This is a genomic window from Microcoleus sp. MON1_C1 (assembly GCF_036701945.1).
Taxonomy (GTDB): domain Bacteria; phylum Cyanobacteriota; class Cyanobacteriia; order Cyanobacteriales; family Microcoleaceae; genus Microcoleus.
Map to the genome: position 1 here is coordinate 78,383 of NZ_JAUBRO010000028.1, position 21,184 is coordinate 99,566.

Below are 21,184 nucleotides of genomic sequence, written 5' to 3' on the forward strand. Positions count from 1 at the left end.
GTAATGTACTTTCAGTGGGACAATTACCACATCCAACCTCGCAACCGGCGATCGCATAATGTTCGCTCCTTTATGAGCCTCTATGAGAGGGGTAATGTTAGCTTGCGCCTTCGTTAAGGGCCGGTACTATATCTAGGACACTAATTTAACCTAATAAGTCTGTTTAATCCTAAATTTCGCTTGGCAAGGAACTAGCGAGAGCATTCCCTGGTAGGCCTTTAACTCTTACCGTTAACGTAGTACGCAGGTACGCCTCTGGTCAACTATGGTTTAAGTCTGAGGCCCGAAGCAAGCGTGTCTTGAGACCTGGGTCGTTGACAGTGATTTGGATGCCGTAGTTATTAACTGACGCCAGTTAGGCACAGCTTTAAAATATTTTAAGATTTTATGCTGAAACGGGACTCACAAAATGCCGTGTTTTTTTAATGGCCTTTCTCTAACAAACTAAATGTCAGCAAATTCTGATTTTCTGCTTGCTGTCGGATTAAGGCTGCTGCTGTTTGAGAGTCTACTGGCTTTGAGAAAAAGAATCCTTGGGCGTACTCACATTTTAACCCTTTTAGTATAGATAGTTGCGAGGCTTCTTCGACTCCTTCGGCTACTACATCCATGCCTAAATTGTGGGACAAAGTAACGATCGACCGCACAATTTCTGTCGGGTCAATGCCTCCTTTACTGAAATCGAATTCACCTCCCATCCTGCTAACAAAAGAGCGGTCTATTTTTAAGGTATTGGTGGGGAAGCGGTGCAGGTAGGAGAGCGAGGAATAGCCGGTGCCGAAGTCATCAATGCACAAGTGTATGTTTCGGGTTCTGAGCTGCACCAGCATTGCTGTTACTGATTCGGAATTTTCTATGAGTACGCTTTCGGTAATTTCTAGTTTTAAACTGCTGCCGTCGAGGTGAGTTTCTGCGAGAACTTGGTCGATGTATTCGATTAAATTTGGTTGAGAAAACTGTTTGACAGAAATGTTGACGCTAACGCTCAAGGGGGGGTTGCTGGGAAATAGCTGCTGCCACTGGCGGATTTGGTGGCAAGCTGTGCGGAGTACCCAGCGGCCGAGGGGTACGATCAAGCCTGTTTCTTCGGCGATGGTGATGAATTCGCCGGGGGAAACTAAGCCGCGTTCTGGATGCTGCCAGCGCACTAGGGCCTCAAAACTGGTAATTGTGTTAGTGGCGATCGACACGATCGGCTGGTAGTGAATAATAAACTGGGGCGCTGCGGATAAGGGAGGTAAGGCTGATTCGGGGGATGGGGGAAAGTCTTCTTCTCTGGCCGGCTCTCTAATGGATTCGATCGCCCGCCGCAGGTCGTTTTCTAGCTGCAACAGCCGCAAAGCGTGGGCGTGCATGGAACTGTTGAAAACTTCGTGTCGGGATCTGCCGAGTTCTTTGGCGCGGTACATTGCTGTGTCAGCGTCGCGCAACAGGGTTGTCGGTTCCACGTATTCGCCAGAACTCAAAGCTATGCCGATGCTGGCGGTGATAAATACTTCGTGTCCGTCTAGAAGCAGAGGGGAGGTGATTTTCTTTTGCAGGCGGTTGACAATGGTGGTAGCTTCATTGATGCCCTCGATGTCTTCGAGCAACAGCACGAACTCGTCTCCTCCGAGGCGGGCCACTGTATCTCCGGGTCTGAGACAAGCTTCCAGACGCCGCGCGATCGCTACTAGCAGTTGATCGCCGATGGCGTGGCCGAGGGAATCGTTGACTACTTTAAATCTATCTAAATCGAGAAACAGCACGGCAAACAAGTAGTCTTTGCGCCGTTTTGCCAGCCTCAGAGCGTGTTCGAGCCGATCGGTAAATAGCGATCGGTTAGGCAATCCGGTGAGGGCGTCGTGAAAAGCATCGTGCAGCAGTTGTTCTTCGGCGAGTTTGCGCTGAGTGATATCGTGACAGTTAATCACGATTCCCTCGACTGCGGGATCGTAAAGCAAGTTGGTGGCTACAGCTTCTACATAACACCAGGAACCGTTGCGGTGGCGGACTCGGTACTCAACTGGGCACAGGCTTCTTTTGGGGTTTTCAATGGCTTTGTGGAGGGTTTCGGCGATCGTGGCGCAGTCGTCGGGGTGAACTATTTCTAAGGCGCTGCGGCCGATCGCATGGTGGGGCGCGTATCCTAAAATTCGCTTGACGGAAGGGCTGATGTAGCGGAAGATTCCTTCGGCGTCGAGAATGATCGTGATGTCTGTGGCGTTTTCAATCAGCGAGCGAAATCGCTGTTCGCTTTGGCGCAGGGCTGATTCTGCTTGTTTGCGATCGCTGATGTCGAGCGCTACTCCGTCTATAATTACGTCGCCGTTTTCGTTTTTGGAAAATTTAGCGCTGTCTTGCACCCACTTAACCTCCCCAGATCTCAGAACGATGCGGTACTGCCGATCGCACGGCAAAAGAGTCGCTCTTGATGCTGCTACGCGGCTGTCAAACGAGCTTTTGTCGTCTGGATGGATGATTTCGGTCAAGAGTTCCGGGTGCGAAATCACTTCTTCGGCCCCGAACCCAGTAACTTCGCGCACGCCCGGACTGATGTAGGGCATGGAAATTGTGCCGTCTGGATGCAGCACGGTGCGGTAGACTGAGCCGGGAATGTTGGCTGCCATTGTGGCTAGCTGCTGCTGGATGCCGCAGACTGCTGCTTCGGCGCGCTTGCGTTCTGCAAGTTCGGTTTGGGCTTGTTGGTAAAGTTCGGCTTGGTGGATCGCGATCGCGCACTGATCGGCTATGGCTTTGAGTAGCGACAGTTCTTCGGCGCTCCAAGAGCGCGCCCGAGCGCACTGATAGAGACTAATTCCTCCCAAAAATGACCGCTGGTAGAGCAGCGGCGCGATCGCGACGCCGCGAAACCCTACCAACTCTGCTGATTCTTGCAGGGACGGGCAAAGTGTCGATAACTCGTCGATGATCAGGGTTTCCCCGGCCGCTAGCCCGGAGCGGAAGTGTTCGGCCACTTTGCAATTTAGCCCGACAAACCGTTCTCTGTCGGCTCCTTTGCTGATGTAGCGAATTCTGATGCCGCCTTCAGCATCTGGCTGCAAGATGGCGCAGGCGCTGATGTCTAAAGCTTCGTGCAGTTGATCTGCGGTGGTTTGCAGCACTTCGTCGAGTACAAGGGTGAAGCGCATGGCTTGGAGGATGCGGTTGGCGATCGCTTCTCGCTGAGCTTGCCGCTGAATTTGGGCGATCGCTTCTTGTTGCTGGCGCCGCATTTTGTATTCTTGGAGCGATCGTTCTAAGACTGTTGGCAACCTAAACAGGCGCCCTTTTAATACGTAATCGGTCATTCCGGCTTTGATGCACTCAACTGCTGCTTCTTCTCCCAAACTTCCCGTTACTAAAATCAAGGGTATGTCTTGCCCTAATTCCTGCATTAATTTCAATACTTCTAAACCGTTGAAGCCGGGGAGGCGGTAATCTGAGAGTACAGCATCGTACTGGCAATTCTCGAGCAGTTTTCTGCACTCTGTTGCTGTTTCTGCAGTGTCGCAATTAAAATTTACCCCCCCCGCTTCTAAGGCGAGCACTATTAATTCCATATCTTCTGCCATGTCTTCGATAATCAACAATTTTAATGTTGATTCCGCTACCATTTTTAGTAGATAGTTGGTCTGATTTATATCTAACATAAGGAATTGGGGAGGTTTTCAAGTGGTTATTCGTGTTTTTGCTAGTAATTTTTTAGACGGAGTTTTGTGGTTAATTTTATCGGGATATTATTTTTAGTTATTATTAGCAAAATAAATTATATACTCTATTCGCAAGACCTTTATTTAGCACCTGCAGTCGAGGGCTGATCGAACCAATTGGGGATCGTCCCAATTTTTAAAAGAGCGTTTTTTAGGAGTACGAGCATCTTTCACAGCCAAGCCTATATCTTTCGCTTCCATCTCTAACAGTGAACACTCCTGTCACACCAAAATTCGGATGATCTCACCGATTGTGACTTATTTAAGTGTATAAGAGTTTTAAATTCTGAATTTAAAACTCTTATACACTTAACTTACGAATCTATATTACCGTTTGAGATTGTTTGCCCTAGTTTAAAGTAAAACGTGGCTCCTTGACTAGGTAGGCTTTCGGCCCAAACCGTGCCGCCGTGGCGGTGAATAATCCGCTGGACGATCGCCAAACCGATGCCCGTCCCTTCAAATTCTCTCTGGGAGTGCAGCCTCTGAAAGGCTCCAAACAGGCGATCGGCATATTCCATCGGAAAACCCACCCCGTTATCCTTGACAAAAATCGTCCCATCAGGTAAACCCTCAATAACTATTGTAGCCGGAGTGCGCCCGCGGCTGAACTTGACGGCGTTGCTAATCAAGTTGCTGAACACCTGTTGCAGCAAGGTTGGATCTCCCATTACCGTCGGTAAATTTCCGACTGCAAATTCAACGCTGTGGAGAGTTTGGGTCGGGTCTGCGACGGTTGGGGGTTTAGTCAATTTAATCGCATTTTGTACCAAACGGCTCAGATCGATCGGAATTTGCCTCAACTCGGTGCGACTCACCCGCGACAGGGCGAGCAAACCGTCAATCAACAGGCTCATTTTTTGGCTGCTGTCTTCAATTATTTCCATATAGTGAACTATTTTGCGATCGCTCACAGCCTCAGTTGCTTCGAGGCGCTGCTTCAACGCTTCTACAAAACCTGAAATGTGTCGCAAAGGTGCGCGCAAGTCGTGGGAAACAGAGTAAGAAAAAGATTCTAATTCTTGATTGGCAGCTTCTAATTGCTCTGTGCGTTCTGACAAAGCTTGTTTTGTCTCTACCAACTCAGTGATATCGCGAGCAGTGCCAATTAAAGCATAAACCTCACCGTCGAGATTTCTGAGGGGAATTTTAAAAGTATCGTAGTAAGTAGTGGCGCCAGCTATCACAAATTTGTCCTGCAAGTGCATAGTTTCGCCTGTTTCAAATACCTGCCAATTTTTCCTACAAAATTGTTCGGCTATTTCTGGGGAAAAACATTCAAAAATAGTTTTGCCCTGCATCTCTTTTCTGCTATTTAAGCCAGCAGTTTTGGCAACAGATTGATTGACAAAAGTCAGGCGCATATTTTTGCGTTCTACCACAAAAATGCGATCGGGCAAGGCATCAAAAAAAGTTTCTAATTCGGCGGTACGCTGAGAGACTTGAGCTTCTAAAGTTTCGTTGAGTTCTTTGAGTTCAAATTCTACTCGTTTGCGTTCGGTGATATCTTGACCTATTCCGATACAACTGCCGTCAGAAAGGTGAACATTTGCCCAAGAAGTGTCGATAATTCGCCCGTCTCTAACTTTTGTTTTGAAGTCGCTCCATTTCTGAGTTGCTGCTTGGATTTCATCCAAAACGTATTGACGGTATTCTGGCTGCGGATAAACTTCGGCCAAGATATCGCGGTTTTTGATTTCTGCCAAACTCCAGCCGAGCACTTTTTCCCAGTGGCGGTTTACCCAGTTTATTTGACCGTTTTTGTCTAAGAATGCGAGCATAATCGGCACGTTGTCGAAGATAGTTTGCAGCAGTTCTTTTTGCTGTTTTAATGATTCTTCGGCTTGTTTGCGATCGCTGATGTCGAGTACGGAACCGATAATTTGCCTCATTTGTCCGTCTGGGGTTCTTGTGAAGATTGTTGAGCGATCGTGCACCCAGCGCCATTCCCCATTTTTGTGTTTAATTCTGTAGTCTCTGTCATCCGTTTCATAGGGATTGCTGCTGTGTTTTAGTCGCTCCATACCTGTAATTAGCTTTAACAGATCCTCGGGATGAACTAAGTTAGCGACAGCATCTGTACCAAAATCTTGCCATTCTTTGGCAGTGTAGCCGAGTATGGCTGTGACTGATTCATTTGCATAAATATTTTTGTTTTCTACTGCATCGTAAATGTAAAGAAAGTTGGGGATAGTTGTAACAATGCTCTCTAAAAGTTGCTGATGTTTTTGCAGTTCTGATTCTGCCTGTTTGCCCTCGCTTAAGTCCAGCACAAAACTGACGCCTAACTGCTGCGTTCCTTCTAAAAATGTGCTGCCCAGCAGCACCGGAACGCGGCTACCATCGGAGCGTATAAATTCTTTTTCAAAGGGAACAACCGTATTTCTAGCCTTCAGTTCGGCAACTTTTTCTGTATCTAAACGCACATATTCTGGCGGTGTCATTTCTTGCCAGTTAACTCTTCCGGCAAGCAGTTCGTCCCGCGTATAATTTACCGTGTTTAAAAAAGCGGCGTTGGCATCTGTAATGCTGCCGTTAAGATCCCAAAAAATTATGCCGATCATGTTAGAATCAACTATGGCTTTAAATTTGGATTCGCTTTGTCGCAACTGAGCTTCGACTTGTTTAAGCTCTGTAATGTCGCGGGCGATGGATAACACTGTTTCTACTGAATTGTCTTCAGCAAACTCGGGAATGACTCGACAGTGGTAATGTTTTATGCCCTCGGGAGTGGGAAACTCAAATTCTATGGTTTCTTGTTTGCCAGTGTCAAAAACTTTTAGAAAAGTCTCGTCCCACAGGTCGCACAAGTGTGGTGGCATTCCTGATTCTCTGTTGCTCTTGCCCATCAATTCTGCGGGGGGTTTTCCGGTTGCTGATTCTACTGCGTGGTTGATGTAAAGGTGGCGGAATTCTCGATCGAACCTGGCGATGATATCGGTCGCATTTTCCGCTAGGGTGCTGAAAGCTTGTTCGCGCCGGTGCAGTTCTTCTTGAGTGCGGTGGCAATCGGTTATGTCTCTACCAAAAGATAGAATTGAAACTACTGTTCCCGATTCATCGATGAGTGCAGAATTGTACCATTCGCAGTAAATTATCGAGCCATCTTTGGTATAGTTGCGGTTGCGGCAAACGTTGCGGGTTTCTCTGCTGTCTAAGAGTTGATTTTTGAGGGCGCACACTTTTTCAAAGTCTTCTTGATAAACTATTGACCATTCGTGCCAGCATTTGCCAATTGCTTCTGCTGCACTCCAGCCAAATAGTTGTTCTGCCATTGGCGACCACCGCACTACCCGCAATTCCCTGTCCCACTCTATAACTGCCATTGGCGAGTTTTCTAGATGAAATTCCCGCTGCGAGTTGGCTTTTTTTATTTGAGTTTGAAGTTGCTGCCGGAGTTGCTTCGCCCCGGCAAAGATCTCGCTAATTTCCTGTGTGTTTGCTGAGCCGGCTTTGGCCATGTGAGCAATGGTTTCTGCTGTTTGTTTTTCGAGTTCGTTCCAAGCAAGTTCGAGGGCTGATTCCGCCTTCTCTAGCTCAGTGATGCTGTTCTGAAACAGTGTGGCACTTTCAACTGGAAATTTACGCATAGTTTTGACACTTAGGCCAGTGTTACTTTTAGAATTCAAAATTAAAGCTTAAAAATTAAAAATATGTAATTTCCTGTTAAATTATACATTTTTAGTTTTTAGTCTGTGCGTGGAGCCGATCGTTGGAGGCGGGCGGCGTTATTAAAGACTGCAAGTAAAAGGATTTGGGGTGCAGATCGATCGGCAATTGTGGTGGATCGATCTAAAACTCTCCTGGGTAAGGGAAGGGTACGGGCAGGAGCAGGCGCTAAGTATATTTTTGCACAGAGTTGTTGTTTGGGGGCGATCGAAAGGAGATCGGCGTGGCTGGGGGCTTGGGTCGATCGCCCATCTGTAGCAGGGCGTTGCCTGTGCAGAGCCCCATGTGTCTCAACTAAACACGCTTTCTCAAAGTCCGGCAGGGGTTTAAACCTGCCGAACAAAGGGTTTGACGCGCTTGTTGACACCAATGAAACTGCGGCTACCTACAAATAATCTCCACTCACTTTGGTCAATAAAAAGCTAAAATAAAATCTAAAGTTATTCAGTCTTTAAAATTGCTTATGACTGCTGCTGCACCCTCTTCGATAAAAAACCAAACTCAGTACGAAGCCATTATCGGTCTCGAAACTCATTGTCAATTGAGTACGAATACTAAAATTTTCTCCAGTTCTTCTACAGAATTTGGCAATACCCCAAATACTAACATTGACCCAATTTGTATGGGAATGCCTGGAGTGTTGCCAGTATTAAATCAAAGAGTTCTGGAGTATGCGGTGAAAGCAGGGCTGGCTCTCAACTGCGAAATCGCACCTTACAGTAAGTTTGACCGCAAGCAATATTTCTATCCCGATTTGCCGAAAAATTATCAAATTTCTCAGTTCGATTTGCCGATCGCTACTAACGGTTGGCTAGAAATTGAACTGGTGGACGAGAAGGGAAATTCTACTAGAAAAAAAATCGGGATCACTCGCTTGCACATGGAGGAAGATGCCGGAAAATTGGTTCACGGCGGCAGCGATCGGTTGAGCGGTTCAACTTATTCAATGGTGGATTACAACCGCGCCGGTGTGCCTCTAATCGAAATTGTTTCGGAACCGGATTTGCGATCGGGCGCGGAAGCTGCCGAATACGGTCAAGAATTGCGCCGGATCGTGCGCTACATCGGTGTTGGCGACGGGAATATGCAGGAAGGTTCGCTCCGGTGCGACGTGAATATTTCCGTGCGCCCCGTGGGCAGAAAAGAGTTCGGCACGAAGGTGGAAATTAAAAATATGAACTCTTTTAATGCGATCGAACGGGCGATCGATTACGAGATCGAGCGGCAAATTCAAGCTGTGGAAAATGGCGAAACCATCGTCCAAGAAACGCGACTTTGGGATGAAAACAAGCAGTGTACTTTCAGTATGCGGGTTAAGGAAGGCGCAAGCGATTACCGGTATTTCCCGGAACCGGATTTGCCTCCGATCAAAGTTTCGGCCGAGCAATTGCAGGATTGGAAAGCTCAACTGCCGGAATTGCCGGCCCAAAAGCGCAATCGCTACGAAACTGAGATCGGTCTTTCTCCCTACGACGCGCGGGTGCTGACTGACGACAAAGCGGTGGCGGAGTATTTTGAAAAATCGATCGCCGCTGGTGCTGTGGCTAAACAAGCTGCGAATTGGGTGATGGGCGATATTACTGCTTATCTGAAAAATGAAAAACTGGCGATCGCAGAAATTCCTTTCCAACCGCAGGATTTAGCCGAACTGCTGGGGCTAATTGATGCCGGTACGATCAGTGGCAAAATCGCTAAGGATATTTTGCCGGAGTTGCTGGCAAACGGTGGTTCGCCTCAGAAGTTCGTTGAGAGCAAGGGTTTGATTCAAATTTCGGATACTGGGGCGATCGATCGAGCGATCGATGCGGTGTTAGCCGCCAATCCCAAGGAGCTCGAACAGTACCGAGCCGGTAAAACTAAGCTGCTGGGCTTTTTTGTCGGCAAGGTGATGAAGGAAACGGGCGGCCGGGCCGATCCCAAACTGACCAATGAGCTGCTGGCGGCGAAGCTTAACGGCCCAGGCTAAGCAATTATTAAGGGGGTCGTGTAGCAGATACAGCGGCGGGCGATCGGTTTTTCCCGATCTCGCCGCGCCCTCGCCCTTCTTGCTGGCTCGTAACTTTATAATTAGTCTACATTTCTTTACAACATCTTCACGTTTGGGGGTGACACCCCTCATCCCTCTCGTGTTATATTTTGTTATGTAGATGCACCCTGATGGCAGAGAGAGTTACTTAGGTAGCTCTCTCTTTTTTTGTCTTTTTTTTCCACGGACGTGAAAATACGGATGGGGGAGAGGGGGATTAACGATACCGATCCCCGATTACTGATTACTGATTAGCAATTACCGCTTTGAGTCGATTAATATCAACTTTAGTTATTAACTAATTTTGACATTATGAGCGAACAAGCTAGCGAGCTAATCAAGCAGGGGATTTCGCAATATCAGGCGCGTCAATTTGAGGCGGCGCTGGGTTCTTGGCAGGAAGCGCTGGCGCTGTATCGCTCAATGGACGATAAGCGGCGATCGGGTGCGGCGCTGGGTAATATGGGCGTAGCTTACGAAGCGCTGGGAAATTATGCTCAGGCGATCGAGTGCTACCAGCAGCATTTGGTGTTAGCGCGGGAAATTGGCGATCGCCGGGGCGAGGCAAATGCTTTGGGAAATCTGGGCAATGCTTGTTGTGCTCTGGAGAATTTTTCTGGTGCTATTGATTACCAGCAACAGCGTTTGGCGATCGCGCGGGACACTGGCGACGGGCGCTCTGAGTTGGAAACTTTGGGGAATTTGGCACTAGCTTACGATGCTAAGGGAGATTTGCCTGGTGCGATCGAATGCTATCACGAGCAGTTGTCGATCGCGCGCGCCAGCAAGGACGATCGCATTGAGCGCAATGCTCTCAAGAATTTGAAGCTTGCTTACAAGTATTTAGCAGATTACGAGAAGGCTAACCAGTACCGACAGCAGCAATTGGCGATCGTCCGGCAACTGTTTTTAACTGATAAAAATAAGAGTTTTGTACAACTTGTAGAAACAGTTGGTTTGAATCCGATTGAGGATTTTGCTGGGGCTAATTTAAGCGGTTTTGACTTGCACTACGCTGATTTTAACGGTGCGGATTTGCGCGAAACCAACCTCCGAGGCGCAGATTTGACTTTGGCCGATCTCAGCGGTGCTTTGCTGAGCGCTGCTATTTTAATTGATGCTAATTTGTGCAATGCTAATTTGCGGGATGCTGAACTCAGCAGCGCCAATTTGAGCGGTGCTGATTTGCGGACAAAGCTGCCCCGGGCGAATTTGAGCGGTGCAAATTTAACGGGCGCCAATTTGAGCAGTGCTTATTTACCGAATGCGATTTTAGTAAATGCAAATTTGACAAATACTGATTTGAAGAATGCTGATTTAAGTGGTGTTAATTTGAGCGGTGCGAATTTAAACGGTGCTGATTTTAGCCGCGCTGATTTGACAAATACAGTAGTGAAAAATGCAAAGTTTTTTTGTTGTTTGGGAATTTCGGATACCCTGAAGGTTGAATTGACGGCACGGGGCGGGATTTTTGAGTAGAATTAATTGGAAAGGTTGGTAATTGTAGAGGGTAAGAAAAGCTATGACTGCCGTAACTGCAAAACGATTCTCGATCGCCGAATATCACCGTTTGGGAGAACTGGGATTTTTCGCCCCCGATGAGCGAGTTGAATTGATTCGCGGAGAAATTATCATTATGGCTGCTAAAGGTAGGCTGCACTCTTCTTGTAACAGTCTTTTAGTTCAGGAGTTAATCATTTTACTGGCAAGACGCGCTCTTGTGCGCGCGCAAGAGCCAATTATTTTGTCTGATGATAGCGAACCAGAGCCTGATGTTGTGATTGCCCGCAATCGAGCCGATCGTTATTTCTCTTCTCACCCGCAGCCTGCTGATATTTTGTTGGTAATTGAGGTATCGGATTCTACGTTGAAGTACGATCGCACAACCAAGCTGTCTCTCTATGCTGAGACTGGAATTTCTAATTATTGGATATTTAATTTGGTTGATAATCAACTGGAAATGCACAGCGAACCTTATCAGAAACAAAACGGGAGTTATAGTTATCAATTGCAACGAGTTGTTTTGCCAAATCAGACGGTGGTAATTCCTGATTTTCCCGAGTTGTCTCTGGATTTGTCTTTGGTATTTCCCGCCTAGGCTTCCTTCGATGATATAATACAAAAGTGCGATGGCTACGCCCCGGCTTGCGCCTACGAACTCTTCACCAAAGTAGCACTATGACCGCTCAAACTCTCGCTCCACCCGAACAAATTGTCGAGCTATCGGGTATCAGTTGGCAAACCTACGAAACTTTGCTAGCCGAAATCGGCGATCGGCAAATTCGATTGACATATAATCGTGGCAATTTGAAAATTATGGTACCCTCCCCAGAACACGAACGTTTCAAAGAAGTATTGGGTCGATTTGTTGAAACCTTAGCTGAAGAATTAGATGTGAAAATTGAGCCTCTTGGTTCTACGACATTCAAACGTCCTGAACTTAGCGGTGCAGAACCAGATAAATGTTTTTACATTCAGAATATTAGTGCAGTTAAAGGCAAAAAAAGAATCGACCTAACTCAAGATCCGCCGCCGGATTTAGTGGTGGAAATTGATATTACCAGCCGTTCGGAAAATAGCTTGCAGGTTTATGCGGATCTGGGAGTGCCGGAAGTTTGGATTTATAATGGAGCGCGGCTCAGAATCAACAGATTAGAAAATGGAGAATACGTTGAGGGCGAGATCAGTTTAGCATTTCCCAGCTTACCGATATTAGAGATTGTCAGATTTTTGGAACAAGCAGAAACAATGGACTATTTGGAATTAGTGAAAGCATTTCGGAATTGGGTAAAAAGCCAAATTCAGCAAAACCAATGAGTTGCGGATCAAATTAAACAAAATTTACAATTTTGTCCACAAAAAAAAGGTGTAGTGTGATAAAATAGAGATGATAAACTAATTTAAATATCAATTACAGGCTGGTAGTGCCAGCAATTCTACCCGATATGCGATCGCTAGAGTCTCACAACAAATACCCAGATTGCTTGTGGATGCAATTAGAAGCAATTCCAGTTCCATCGGTTGCACCCCAAACCCAGCAGCTCGACATTCACTTGAGTCTGAATTTTAACGAGCATTGGGAACCGCTGCTCGGCGGTCGCGTCAAATTTGGTCTGCAAGGCGGGACGCTCAAACTCTATCTAGAAAACTGCGAAATACCCGTAGCATCACGTCAGTTAGTCGGTTCTTTCCAGCTTTTGCCAATAGAAGAAACTCTGCCCATTCAAAACAGTGCAGAAATTTTAGTGAGCGAAAGTCAGCGCGGAGTTCAGGGCGGCGAAAATGCGGAAAAAATCAAGGAAACAGAGAGCATACGGTGTCACGTTTCCACAATAAGGAATGATACAACGCCAGCTTGGGTTTTTGCAGTTGAACAGCGCAAATCCGTATTAAAAGGTTTGCTAAAAAGTGCTAAGCTGGGAGAATTAGCTGGCAAAGAATTTCGGATGGCAGCGGCTTTTGAAGTTGCTAAAGAAGATATTAATCTCACAGATGCGGAGGGTTTGTGGCCGCACGATATCACGCCAAATCAACATTCGGTTTTAGAAAGAATCCTGACTATATACCTGCACGCAAATAAACTCCAACCTGCCCTCAGTTGGGCGCTATTGTCCTACAATTTACCTCCGGTTGAACCGCGCGAAGTGGAAATTGCCCCGGAAGCTGAATCGGAATTGCAGGAAATGGTCGATCGCATTATTTCCGCTGAAACCGACAACTTTGTGGAGTTGGCCAAAATCGCCAATCTCAATCCAGCACTAGATTTCGCGGGTAGCACCTTGCGCGGAACGACTTTAAGTGCAGTGGATTTTAGCAGCGCAAATCTCGATCGGGTAAATTTCCGGGGTGCAACCTTAAACGATGCCGATTTCAGCGACGCCAGCCTGCAAAATGCCAAATTCGGCGGTGCAGATTTGAGCGGCGCTTTCTTAGGAAATGCCGATCTAAGCGGTGCCGATTTGCACAAAGCAAGTCTAGCTTTAGCTAATCTCAGCGGTGCCAATTTGAGCCGCGCAAACCTGCTGGAAGTGAACTTAACAAATACTAATTTCAGCGGTGCGAATGTCGAGTCAGCCAGATTCGGGAACAATTCAGGAATGGATGAGGAGATGCAGGTGAATCTACAGCAGCGAGGCGCAATTTTTGAAGAGGTTTAGTCGGTAAGTGCGAGATCCCTTTCATCCATCTGCATCCATCGTGGCACGGGCGTCGCGCCTGTGCGATGGATCAGTTCAAAAAAAGTCCCGTGAAGCGTAGCTATCCCGTAGGGAATCGACCATCATCAAACCTTGTAAAAAAAATCGCTGTTAAAATAGAACCATCATTCCCTCCCAACTCACCTCAACATAAAAGTATATGAAGATAGAAGATTATCCACTTGCCAAAAAATTGATATTAGATGCCGAAGGCAACATTAGTCAAGTCATTCTAGATTATACCGACTATCAGTATTTCCTAGAAGCTATCGAAGATAGAGGACTTCTGTTGGCTATGCGCGAAGTAAAAAATGAAAAGCCGTTAAATTTACGGCAAGCACTAGCAGAATTGGAAACAGAATGAAGGTAGAATATCTGCCCAGTTTTGTGAAGGATTTAAAAGCTCTTAAAAGTACGCCTGTTTTTCAGCAAATCAAGGAGTTTGCTTTTGCGGAAATTCCCAACGTTAATGATTTACAGACAATAGTTAACTGAAAAAAATAGAAAGGCGATGATAATGCGTATCGGTTTCGGGTTTGCGACTATCTAATAGGTTTTTATTTTGATGGCGAAACAGTTACTTTTGCAAGAGTTCTTCACCGGAAAGATATTTATAGCTACTTTCCACCCTAAAGCTGTTTTCACTCTTACAGTTTGATTAAACAAAAAGCGATCGCCCTTTTATCCATATCCGTCTATCGTGGCACGGGCGTCTCGCCTGTGCTTCCGAATCGGGTCAAAAAGAGCGATCGCCCTCCCAAACAAATTATCCTTCATCCTCCGACTTTACAGGAGGACGCCCAGAAATCACAATAAATCCCACAGATTCGAGAGTCAGGTTTGGGCGGCGAATACCAGCTAAAACCGCTTGACTCAACAAACTTTCGGTATTGATTTCATCAGCCAAAACCGATTCTAAAAGTTGTTCGGATTTAGAAAGTCGATTCAATCGCAACTGCAATTGATTCACGCGGTTTTCGAGTTGGATAGCAGCAGTGACAGCAGATCGATCGCACATTTCCACAAAAGCCGATCGCCCGCGCAGCAATTCCTCCGATACCACCCGCCCCTTTTGACAAAAATCATCCCATTCTAGCGGATCGACAAAACTGTCAATCAGCGATGTGCGATTTTTAGACAAATTGTAATCCCGATTCGGCCCGCCTTTCCCCTTATAAGCCCGCTGCAAAATCGCCAGAAGTTCCGCATCCTCCACCAGAGACATTTCTTCGCTGCGAGCATCTACAAACACAGTTTCAAAAGTTGGGAGAAACAGAGCATCAGCGCGGCGCTGCAAAGCTTTCAAGTTGTAATTTTCGATGTTTTGTGCTTGCAAAACTTGCTCGGCCGGCTGCACATCAGTCTGGATTGAATAATTAAACTGAAATCCGAACCACTCCTTCCCAGGCGCAGCATCCCAACTTTCATCATGCCGCCACATGGCAAAAGCTTGACCGCGATCGTCCCAGCGAATATAAGAGCCAAGTGCATCGATCAATCCCTCACCAATTCGGTAAAGAGCGACATCCGCATTCTGATAAGCAATCCGGCGATTGTAACTACCATATTGCTGGCAATAAGGAATCAATCGGGTTCTCAAATCGTTGGACGGAATCAACGTTTTTTGAGTAGGTTGATAGCGCAGCAACCCCGATACACTCGGATGTTCGATTTGTTTGAAGTGAAGAGCTTGACACAGCCAACCTTCAGTAGCGCGCTGCATTTCTTTATGCTTAGCATCGCAGTTGTCCAGAGCTTCAAAATACTGAGATGCGCTGTCATCAAGAGTATCAATTTCATCGAGAACGTACTGTTCGTCTATTTTGATTTTCTCTTGTTCGATTTCTGTTTTAATCGATTCAATTTCGCTGGATAAGCCTTTCCCTCCCTCAGCAAACAACTTTTCTTCAAGTTTGAGGAGTTTTTCCTCAGCATAAAACTGAAGGCTGGCAATAGATTTGTTGAAGATATCAAACCCATCTTTTAAAACTTGAAACCAAGCTTCGTGGGGACTCTCCGGCAAATCCGGGCCTGCAAACAAACAAAATTGCACTCCCATTTTGCTGCCAATGCGATCGACTCTGCCGAGTCTTTGTTCTAACTGGTTGGGAAACCACGGCAAATCGAAGTGAACTAACCAATCTGTCACTTGTAGATTTACCCCTACTTCGGCCGATCGATCGCACACTAAGATAAAACAATGCGGTTCAGTCTTAAACCGCTTGAGACTAGCCTCAACATCCTCAGCCGATTTGCCCGTTTCATGGCTGGCGATCGCATTTTTACCAAAGATTTTAGCTAAATTTTCCGCAATCTCTTTACAAGTTGCCGTAAAACTGGTAAAAATCACAATTTTCGGGAAACGCTCGCCCGGAATCGGTCGTTTAATTTGCTGTTGGATTCTCGACAGCAAATCGCGAGGTTTGCTGTGATACTCGCGCGGAACCTTCAAAGCAACTGCGAGAAATCGGAGAATCGCGATTCGTAACAAACTCAGTCGATCGAGTCCTTCCTGGGGCTTTTCCAGGGTGTTGAGCAAGGTTTCCAGCATTTCCCTTTCTTCGGGAAACAGCGCAGTTTTGGTCAAAATTGCCGTGTCATTTTGTCCAAATTCGCGATCGAGTTCTGGAGTCGATTTTTTCTGCAAACGAGCTTTGACAACCCGTTCTAAAACATTCAGCCAAGTACCGGAAGCGCGGAAAAACAGCAGAAAAATTCTCTGATATTCGCTCGACTTGGGAGCGACTGTGCGCCACTTATCGAGTACGGTTTGAATTTCCGACCACTGTTCATCATTCAGATCGTACTCAGTTTTGGGGACAGCATCTCGATCGAAAATCACATCCTCAACCGCATCGCGGCGGTTGCGAAGGATGCGGCGGTGCAGGCGGTAGGTATCGCTAACGTGAGTGCGAATAGTTCGGACAAGCCGAGCCTGTTCTGCGGTTTCTTTAGTTTTCAAACAACTTTCTAACTCGGTTGCTAATCCGATTAAATAATCATCTTTGGCAAAAATAGTGCGGAGTTGAGCTAGTTTTGCTTGCAAAACAGCAGGCTTGGCATTTTCTCGGAAATCCAGCAAAGCGCGACCGATTTCTTGACGGTTTTGCACCTGTTCTTTGAAGCTTTCCAGGTCATCAAGACGGTAAGTTGTGGGATCTAGCAAGTGCAGCATCGTTAGAAAATCTTGCTCGCGGCCGAGAACTGGCGTTGCAGATAATAACAATACATTTTTGCTTTTGTGAGCTAGTTTCTGACAAAGTTCAAAGGACTGCTGCTGAGCGCGATCGCTCGAATGTGCCATTGCAGCCATATCATGCGCTTCATCAATAATCAGAAAATCTAGGTTGGCGTTGCGGCTAATTTGATTGATTTCGCTAACAGCAACAAGCTGCACTCGGTCAGCAAAATGAGACAAATAGAATTTATTTTCTAACTCCTGCCGCCACTGTTCGAGCAAGTATTTGGGAACCAGCACCACAGCGCGTCCTTGAGGTTCATCTAGCAGAAATTGGCGGAGAATTGTGCCAGCTTCTACAGTTTTCCCCAGTCCTGGTTCGTCTGCCAATAAATAGCGCACGATTGGGTCTTCTAGGACGCGCCGGACGACTTCTACTTGGTGCGGATAGAGGTCTATGTTAGCAGAAATTAAACCCGTCATGCCGCGGCTGACGGCCCGCTGTTCGATCGCAGATTGAACGAATGCCAATCGGCGATCGTGAAAATACGGCGTTTCTTGGCCTTTGACTGCTAAAATGTCGATCGGATCGGCGATCGGGATATTGCAGCGAACGTAAAGTTCGCTTTCGACAGCTTGCAAACTTTGGCTGTCGGGCAGGTCAATTTCGTATTCTAATTTATCTTCATCCCAGTCATAAACTCGCCCAATTATCCATCTTTCCTGAGTGGTACTCCAGAGGTAGCAGCGGGTTTGGCGCTGAAGTCTCGCTTCTTGCAGCAAGCCCAAAGGCACAGTTTTGCGGATGCGGTTTTTAACTGAGCAAAAATATTCAACTACGGCATCGGTACGCGATACCTCGACAACTTTTCCGACTCCCAAATCGTTTCTGGGCGATCGAACTAACGAACCAACATCAATCATAGTTTTAGCCTGATAATACTTACTAGAATACAGCAAATTCTTTCACGTTAAAAAAATTAGCAAAATGCGATTTTTGCCTGCGTCACTTTTCGAGTCAAATGACACTCAATCTGGTATTCTCAAAACAATAAGTTTAGCATGGTAAATAACATTTTGGGAATTGAATAAATATGCTAGCAGGGAATAAGAATAAGTAATTACGCGGAAGGAAAAATAACCCCTGGATTACCGGATTCCCATTTCGGGTATTTCTGCATAACACTGGTATAAATTTCCGAGTCTGTGAACGCTGCTAGCCAAGCTTGTAGCGGAGGCCAAGGCTGTTCGTTGAACCAATTTAGATCGGTATGAGCGAATTGACGGACAAAAGGTGCGATCGCCATATCAGCCAATGCTACATTATTACCAAATAAATATTTAGTGGCGCTTAACTGTGCATTGAGTTTGTCCAGGAATAAAGAACCTTCATAACGATGTACTTGGGCATCAACACCGGGATAGCGATCGGGGTACTTATAACGGTCAAGATGATATTTAAATCTATCATCAAATAGAGCGATTAGTTCCAGCATTTCTGTAACCGAACCTTGCTGTGGCATCAACCATTTTTCAGGATCGTGTTGTCTCAATGCCCACAACATGATATCGATACTTTGATCGAGTACCCGCCCGTCAACATCAATTAATATTGGTACTGTACCTTTGGCAGATACCTCCAACATCTCTGGTGGTTTGTCTCGCAAAACAACTTCCCGCAACTCACACACCCGATTGCTAACCGTTAAGGCCAAGCGCGCGCGCATAGCATAGGGACAGCGGCGAAAAGAATACAAAATCGGGTATTTTGCTGACATATTATCTCAATTCCGGTTGCACCGGAATTATTGTTGACTGTTGACTGTTGACTGTTGACGGGCGGGTCGAAAAACTGAATAGTTGAGTGTTAACTGTTGACTCGATTTTATTATTCCGATGCAACCGGAAACGATATAATTAGTCGATCGCGCGATCGGGCTTTTCGGGTCAGAAACCCCGTTTATTCGTAGATTTCTCGTCGCTAAACAAGATTTTTCGTAGAAACGGGGTTTCTTTAAGCTTAGTGAATAATAATATTAGTCGATCGCACCATCTACTTTTTCCTTCGCATCGTAGCGCGCGCCTATATGTACTTGGTTGCGACGCTTAGCAAGCTCAATCTGACGTTGACGTTCAGATAAGGCTTGTTTTTTGGTTTCAGTTTTGGAGTCATGACAATGAGGACAACTCACACCCAGTACAAATAATTCCGAAGCCTTATCTTCCTGACTAATCGGGTGACGACAACCGCGACAAAGTTCATAGTTTCCCGGCTTTAACCCCTGACCAACAGAAACCCGTTCATCAAAGACAAAACATTCACCTTCCCAACGACTTTCTGCTTCGGGCACCGTTTCCAAATATTTTAAAATTCCGCCTTCGAGATGATAGACTTCCTCAAAACCTTGAGTACGCAAAAAAGCAGTAGATTTTTCGCAGCGAATACCACCCGTGCAAAACATTGCCACCTTGGGTTTATTGCGTAAAGCAGTTTCCCGCCGCACCCATTCAGGTAACTCAGAAAAGCTTTTTGTTTTTGGATTAATAGCGCCTTCAAAAGTACCCAGAGATACCTCGAAGTCGTTACGCACATCAACCACGACAACATCGGGATCGTCAAGCAGCTTATTCCACTCCTCCGGCTTAACATATTTGCCAGCCATGAGGCGGGGATTAATGTCCGGTACTCCCATCGTGACGATTTCGCGCTTCAAGCGTATTTTCAGGCGGTAAAAAGGTGCTTTTTCCGAGAAAGATTCCTTGTGCACGAGATCCGCAAAACGCGGGTCACTACGCAAGAATGCCAGCACTGCGTGTACGCCCTCGGACGGGCCGGCAATCGTGCCATTGATGCCTTCTTGGGCCAGCAAGATAGTGCCTTTGACGTTGTTGTTGTTGCAACAATCGAGTAGCGGTGCTTTCAGCTCAGCCAAATCCGGTAGTTCAACGAACTTATATAAAGCAGCAGTTAAGAAATAAGCCATATATCGAATGGATAAGAGTAATTAATTTTCATAATTAAATTATATGAAAATTCAGTCAAAGCGGACGGTGGGACTCGAACCCACGAGGTTCAGCGGAATAGGTAAGCATCACTCATGGAACCCGATACTGGCAAAGGGTTACATCCTCCGAGCTGATTTTTGTATCCCGTGTACTCTCCAAATTGTCTCCAAATTGTCTCCAAAGTGCTAACGTTGTCCTGTCGCTTTTGAAATTTTACCATGACCCATACGTCTAGTAGAGGTGCGGAATGTGGGTTGAAAGCACCAGGCAAAAAGTCGAGGGCTGATTTGGCGGATATGGAAACTGTGCTGGACGTATTGGCAGAGCTAGGTGCTTAACCAAAGCCATATTTAGATACACTCCAAATTGTCTCCAAATTGTCTCCAAATTGTCTCCAAACAGCCCTCAAAAACCCTGTATTTGTCTCCAACAACATCGTGTGCAACCACAGAGGTCAAGCCCTAGAAACGCCAAAACCCTTGATTCCTCAAGAGTTTTAAATAGTTTTTTCGCAAGCGGACGGTGGGACTCGAACCCACGACGTTCAGCATGGGAAGCTGACATTCTACCACTGAATTACGCCCGCGCTTAGGGTTTTTTACTTGCTTTCACCTTCTTTGACTGTGGAGGCGCAGCGGTAAAAAACTACTAGAAAAACATTGTACAACTATTTTCTGATTTTGAGTATAGCATTTTGACAATCAATTTTGGCCGATCGCCGATCGCACAGCCGAGCCATGATACTGCGGCAGACGAGTCCATTGTCATCGCGGCCAAAAGCTGCCACTAAATCAGCAATCGCCTCGGTTCCGAACCTTGACAAAGAGTTAGCGGCTTCGGATCGCACATTCCGATCGCGCGATCGCACTGCATCATTTTTAACAGCGCAGCTATTGAGTCCGCAGTTTGACTGTGCCGCCATCCCATCGCCACGAACGATCGCACCATAAACTCGCTATCGTCCACTTTCCTCAGCAACATCGGTAGCGCCACCGCAGAATCGCCCTTTCTCACAGCCGTTACCCCCCGCAGCCTGTCTGGAGAATCAGAACTTTGCAGTGCTGCTGGGATTTCCCTAATTTCCCGAAGCCAATTAAAATATATTTTTGTTACTTTGATTTAAAATTTTAGCAAAGAGTGTGGGATTTTGGGAAGATTAACAAAAATTCCGTTATTAGATTATGTCTGCCAATTAACAGCCTCAAACTTCAACACCAGAAGAAGTTCAGGAAGTATTTGGTGAATTTGAGCAATATTGGCAACGACCGATCGACGATACCCTGGAAATTACTAACAAGGTAAAAATGCCTCAACAATTCGTGATGAGACACTTAGAAAATGTATCGGCTCAATAAGTAGGGGGAGCAGTTATTCTAGTTGCCAAGACAAGCCCAAGGGATGAAGAGAAGATGTTTCG

General features: G+C 46.3%; 14 protein-coding genes and 1 tRNA gene. 7 read left to right on the top strand and 8 right to left on the bottom strand.

Translation table 11 applies throughout. The annotated features are described in order from the left end of the window. Positions 1–422 precede the first annotated feature (422 nt). The 3 genes from QUA62_RS17305 to QUA62_RS17315 all read right to left on the bottom strand — a co-directional run bounded on the left by QUA62_RS17305 (position 423) and on the right by QUA62_RS17315 (position 7,728). Entirely contained in the window at positions 423–3,632 is a 3,210-nt protein-coding gene (locus tag QUA62_RS17305; protein WP_333405648.1) for an EAL domain-containing protein, read from the bottom strand. A 374-nt stretch (positions 3,633–4,006) separates the two neighbouring features. Further along, entirely contained in the window at positions 4,007–7,282 is a 3,276-nt protein-coding gene (locus QUA62_RS17310; protein WP_333405649.1) for a PAS domain S-box protein, read from the bottom strand. A gap of 98 nt (positions 7,283–7,380) precedes the next feature. Beyond that, positions 7,381–7,728 carry a hypothetical protein gene (locus QUA62_RS17315; RefSeq protein WP_190663030.1) on the bottom strand — a complete coding sequence of 116 codons (348 nt, stop codon included), beginning with the start codon at positions 7,726–7,728 and terminating at the stop codon, positions 7,381–7,383. Positions 7,729–7,824: 96 nt separating this feature from the next. Between QUA62_RS17315 and gatB the strand changes: the two genes are divergently transcribed. The 7 genes from gatB (at position 7,825) to QUA62_RS17350 (ending at position 14,078) form a co-directional block, all read left to right on the top strand. Continuing rightward, a complete protein-coding gene (gene gatB / locus QUA62_RS17320; RefSeq protein WP_333405650.1) occupies positions 7,825–9,327 on the top strand; it encodes an Asp-tRNA(Asn)/Glu-tRNA(Gln) amidotransferase subunit GatB in 1,503 nt (500 codons plus the stop codon). Positions 9,328–9,699: 372 nt separating this feature from the next. Continuing rightward, positions 9,700–10,866 (top strand): pentapeptide repeat-containing protein, encoded by a 1,167-nt coding sequence (locus QUA62_RS17325; protein ID WP_333405651.1) that lies wholly within the window; start codon positions 9,700–9,702, stop codon positions 10,864–10,866. A gap of 43 nt (positions 10,867–10,909) precedes the next feature. Beyond that, positions 10,910–11,485 carry a Uma2 family endonuclease gene (locus QUA62_RS17330; protein ID WP_190663032.1) on the top strand — a complete coding sequence of 192 codons (576 nt, stop codon included), beginning with the start codon at positions 10,910–10,912 and terminating at the stop codon, positions 11,483–11,485. Positions 11,486–11,565: 80 nt separating this feature from the next. Next, positions 11,566–12,204 (top strand): Uma2 family endonuclease, encoded by a 639-nt coding sequence (locus tag QUA62_RS17335; RefSeq protein WP_333405652.1) that lies wholly within the window; start codon positions 11,566–11,568, stop codon positions 12,202–12,204. A 107-nt stretch (positions 12,205–12,311) separates the two neighbouring features. Next, entirely contained in the window at positions 12,312–13,544 is a 1,233-nt protein-coding gene (locus tag QUA62_RS17340; protein ID WP_333405653.1) for a pentapeptide repeat-containing protein, read from the top strand. Between the two features lie 199 nt (positions 13,545–13,743). Then, positions 13,744–13,947: a hypothetical protein gene (locus QUA62_RS17345; RefSeq protein ID WP_172186847.1), complete on the top strand. Its 204-nt coding sequence runs from the start codon at positions 13,744–13,746 to the stop codon at positions 13,945–13,947. Further along, positions 13,944–14,078, top strand: coding sequence for a hypothetical protein (locus QUA62_RS17350; protein ID WP_333405654.1), 135 nt, complete (start codon positions 13,944–13,946; stop codon positions 14,076–14,078). Before QUA62_RS17345 ends, QUA62_RS17350 begins: the two co-directional genes overlap by 4 nt. A gap of 271 nt (positions 14,079–14,349) precedes the next feature. Here the strand turns inward: QUA62_RS17350 and dpdE are convergent, their stop codons facing one another. The 5 genes from dpdE to QUA62_RS17375 all read right to left on the bottom strand — a co-directional run bounded on the left by dpdE (position 14,350) and on the right by QUA62_RS17375 (position 20,781). Continuing rightward, positions 14,350–17,685 (bottom strand): protein DpdE, encoded by a 3,336-nt coding sequence (dpdE, locus tag QUA62_RS17355; protein ID WP_333405655.1) that lies wholly within the window; start codon positions 17,683–17,685, stop codon positions 14,350–14,352. Between the two features lie 197 nt (positions 17,686–17,882). Further along, complete coding sequence (locus tag QUA62_RS17360; protein ID WP_333405656.1) at positions 17,883–18,539, bottom strand: glutathione S-transferase; 657 nt, start codon at positions 18,537–18,539, stop codon at positions 17,883–17,885. Positions 18,540–18,797: 258 nt separating this feature from the next. Then, the gene (gene trhO, locus QUA62_RS17365) at positions 18,798–19,745 is read right to left on the bottom strand and encodes an oxygen-dependent tRNA uridine(34) hydroxylase TrhO (protein WP_333405657.1); all 948 of its coding nucleotides are present in this window, start codon (positions 19,743–19,745) and stop codon (positions 18,798–18,800) included. A gap of 536 nt (positions 19,746–20,281) precedes the next feature. Next, positions 20,282–20,353, bottom strand: a tRNA-Gly gene (locus tag QUA62_RS17370). Between the two features lie 200 nt (positions 20,354–20,553). Further along, positions 20,554–20,781: a hypothetical protein gene (locus QUA62_RS17375; protein WP_333405658.1), complete on the bottom strand. Its 228-nt coding sequence runs from the start codon at positions 20,779–20,781 to the stop codon at positions 20,554–20,556. Positions 20,782–21,184 lie beyond the last annotated feature (403 nt).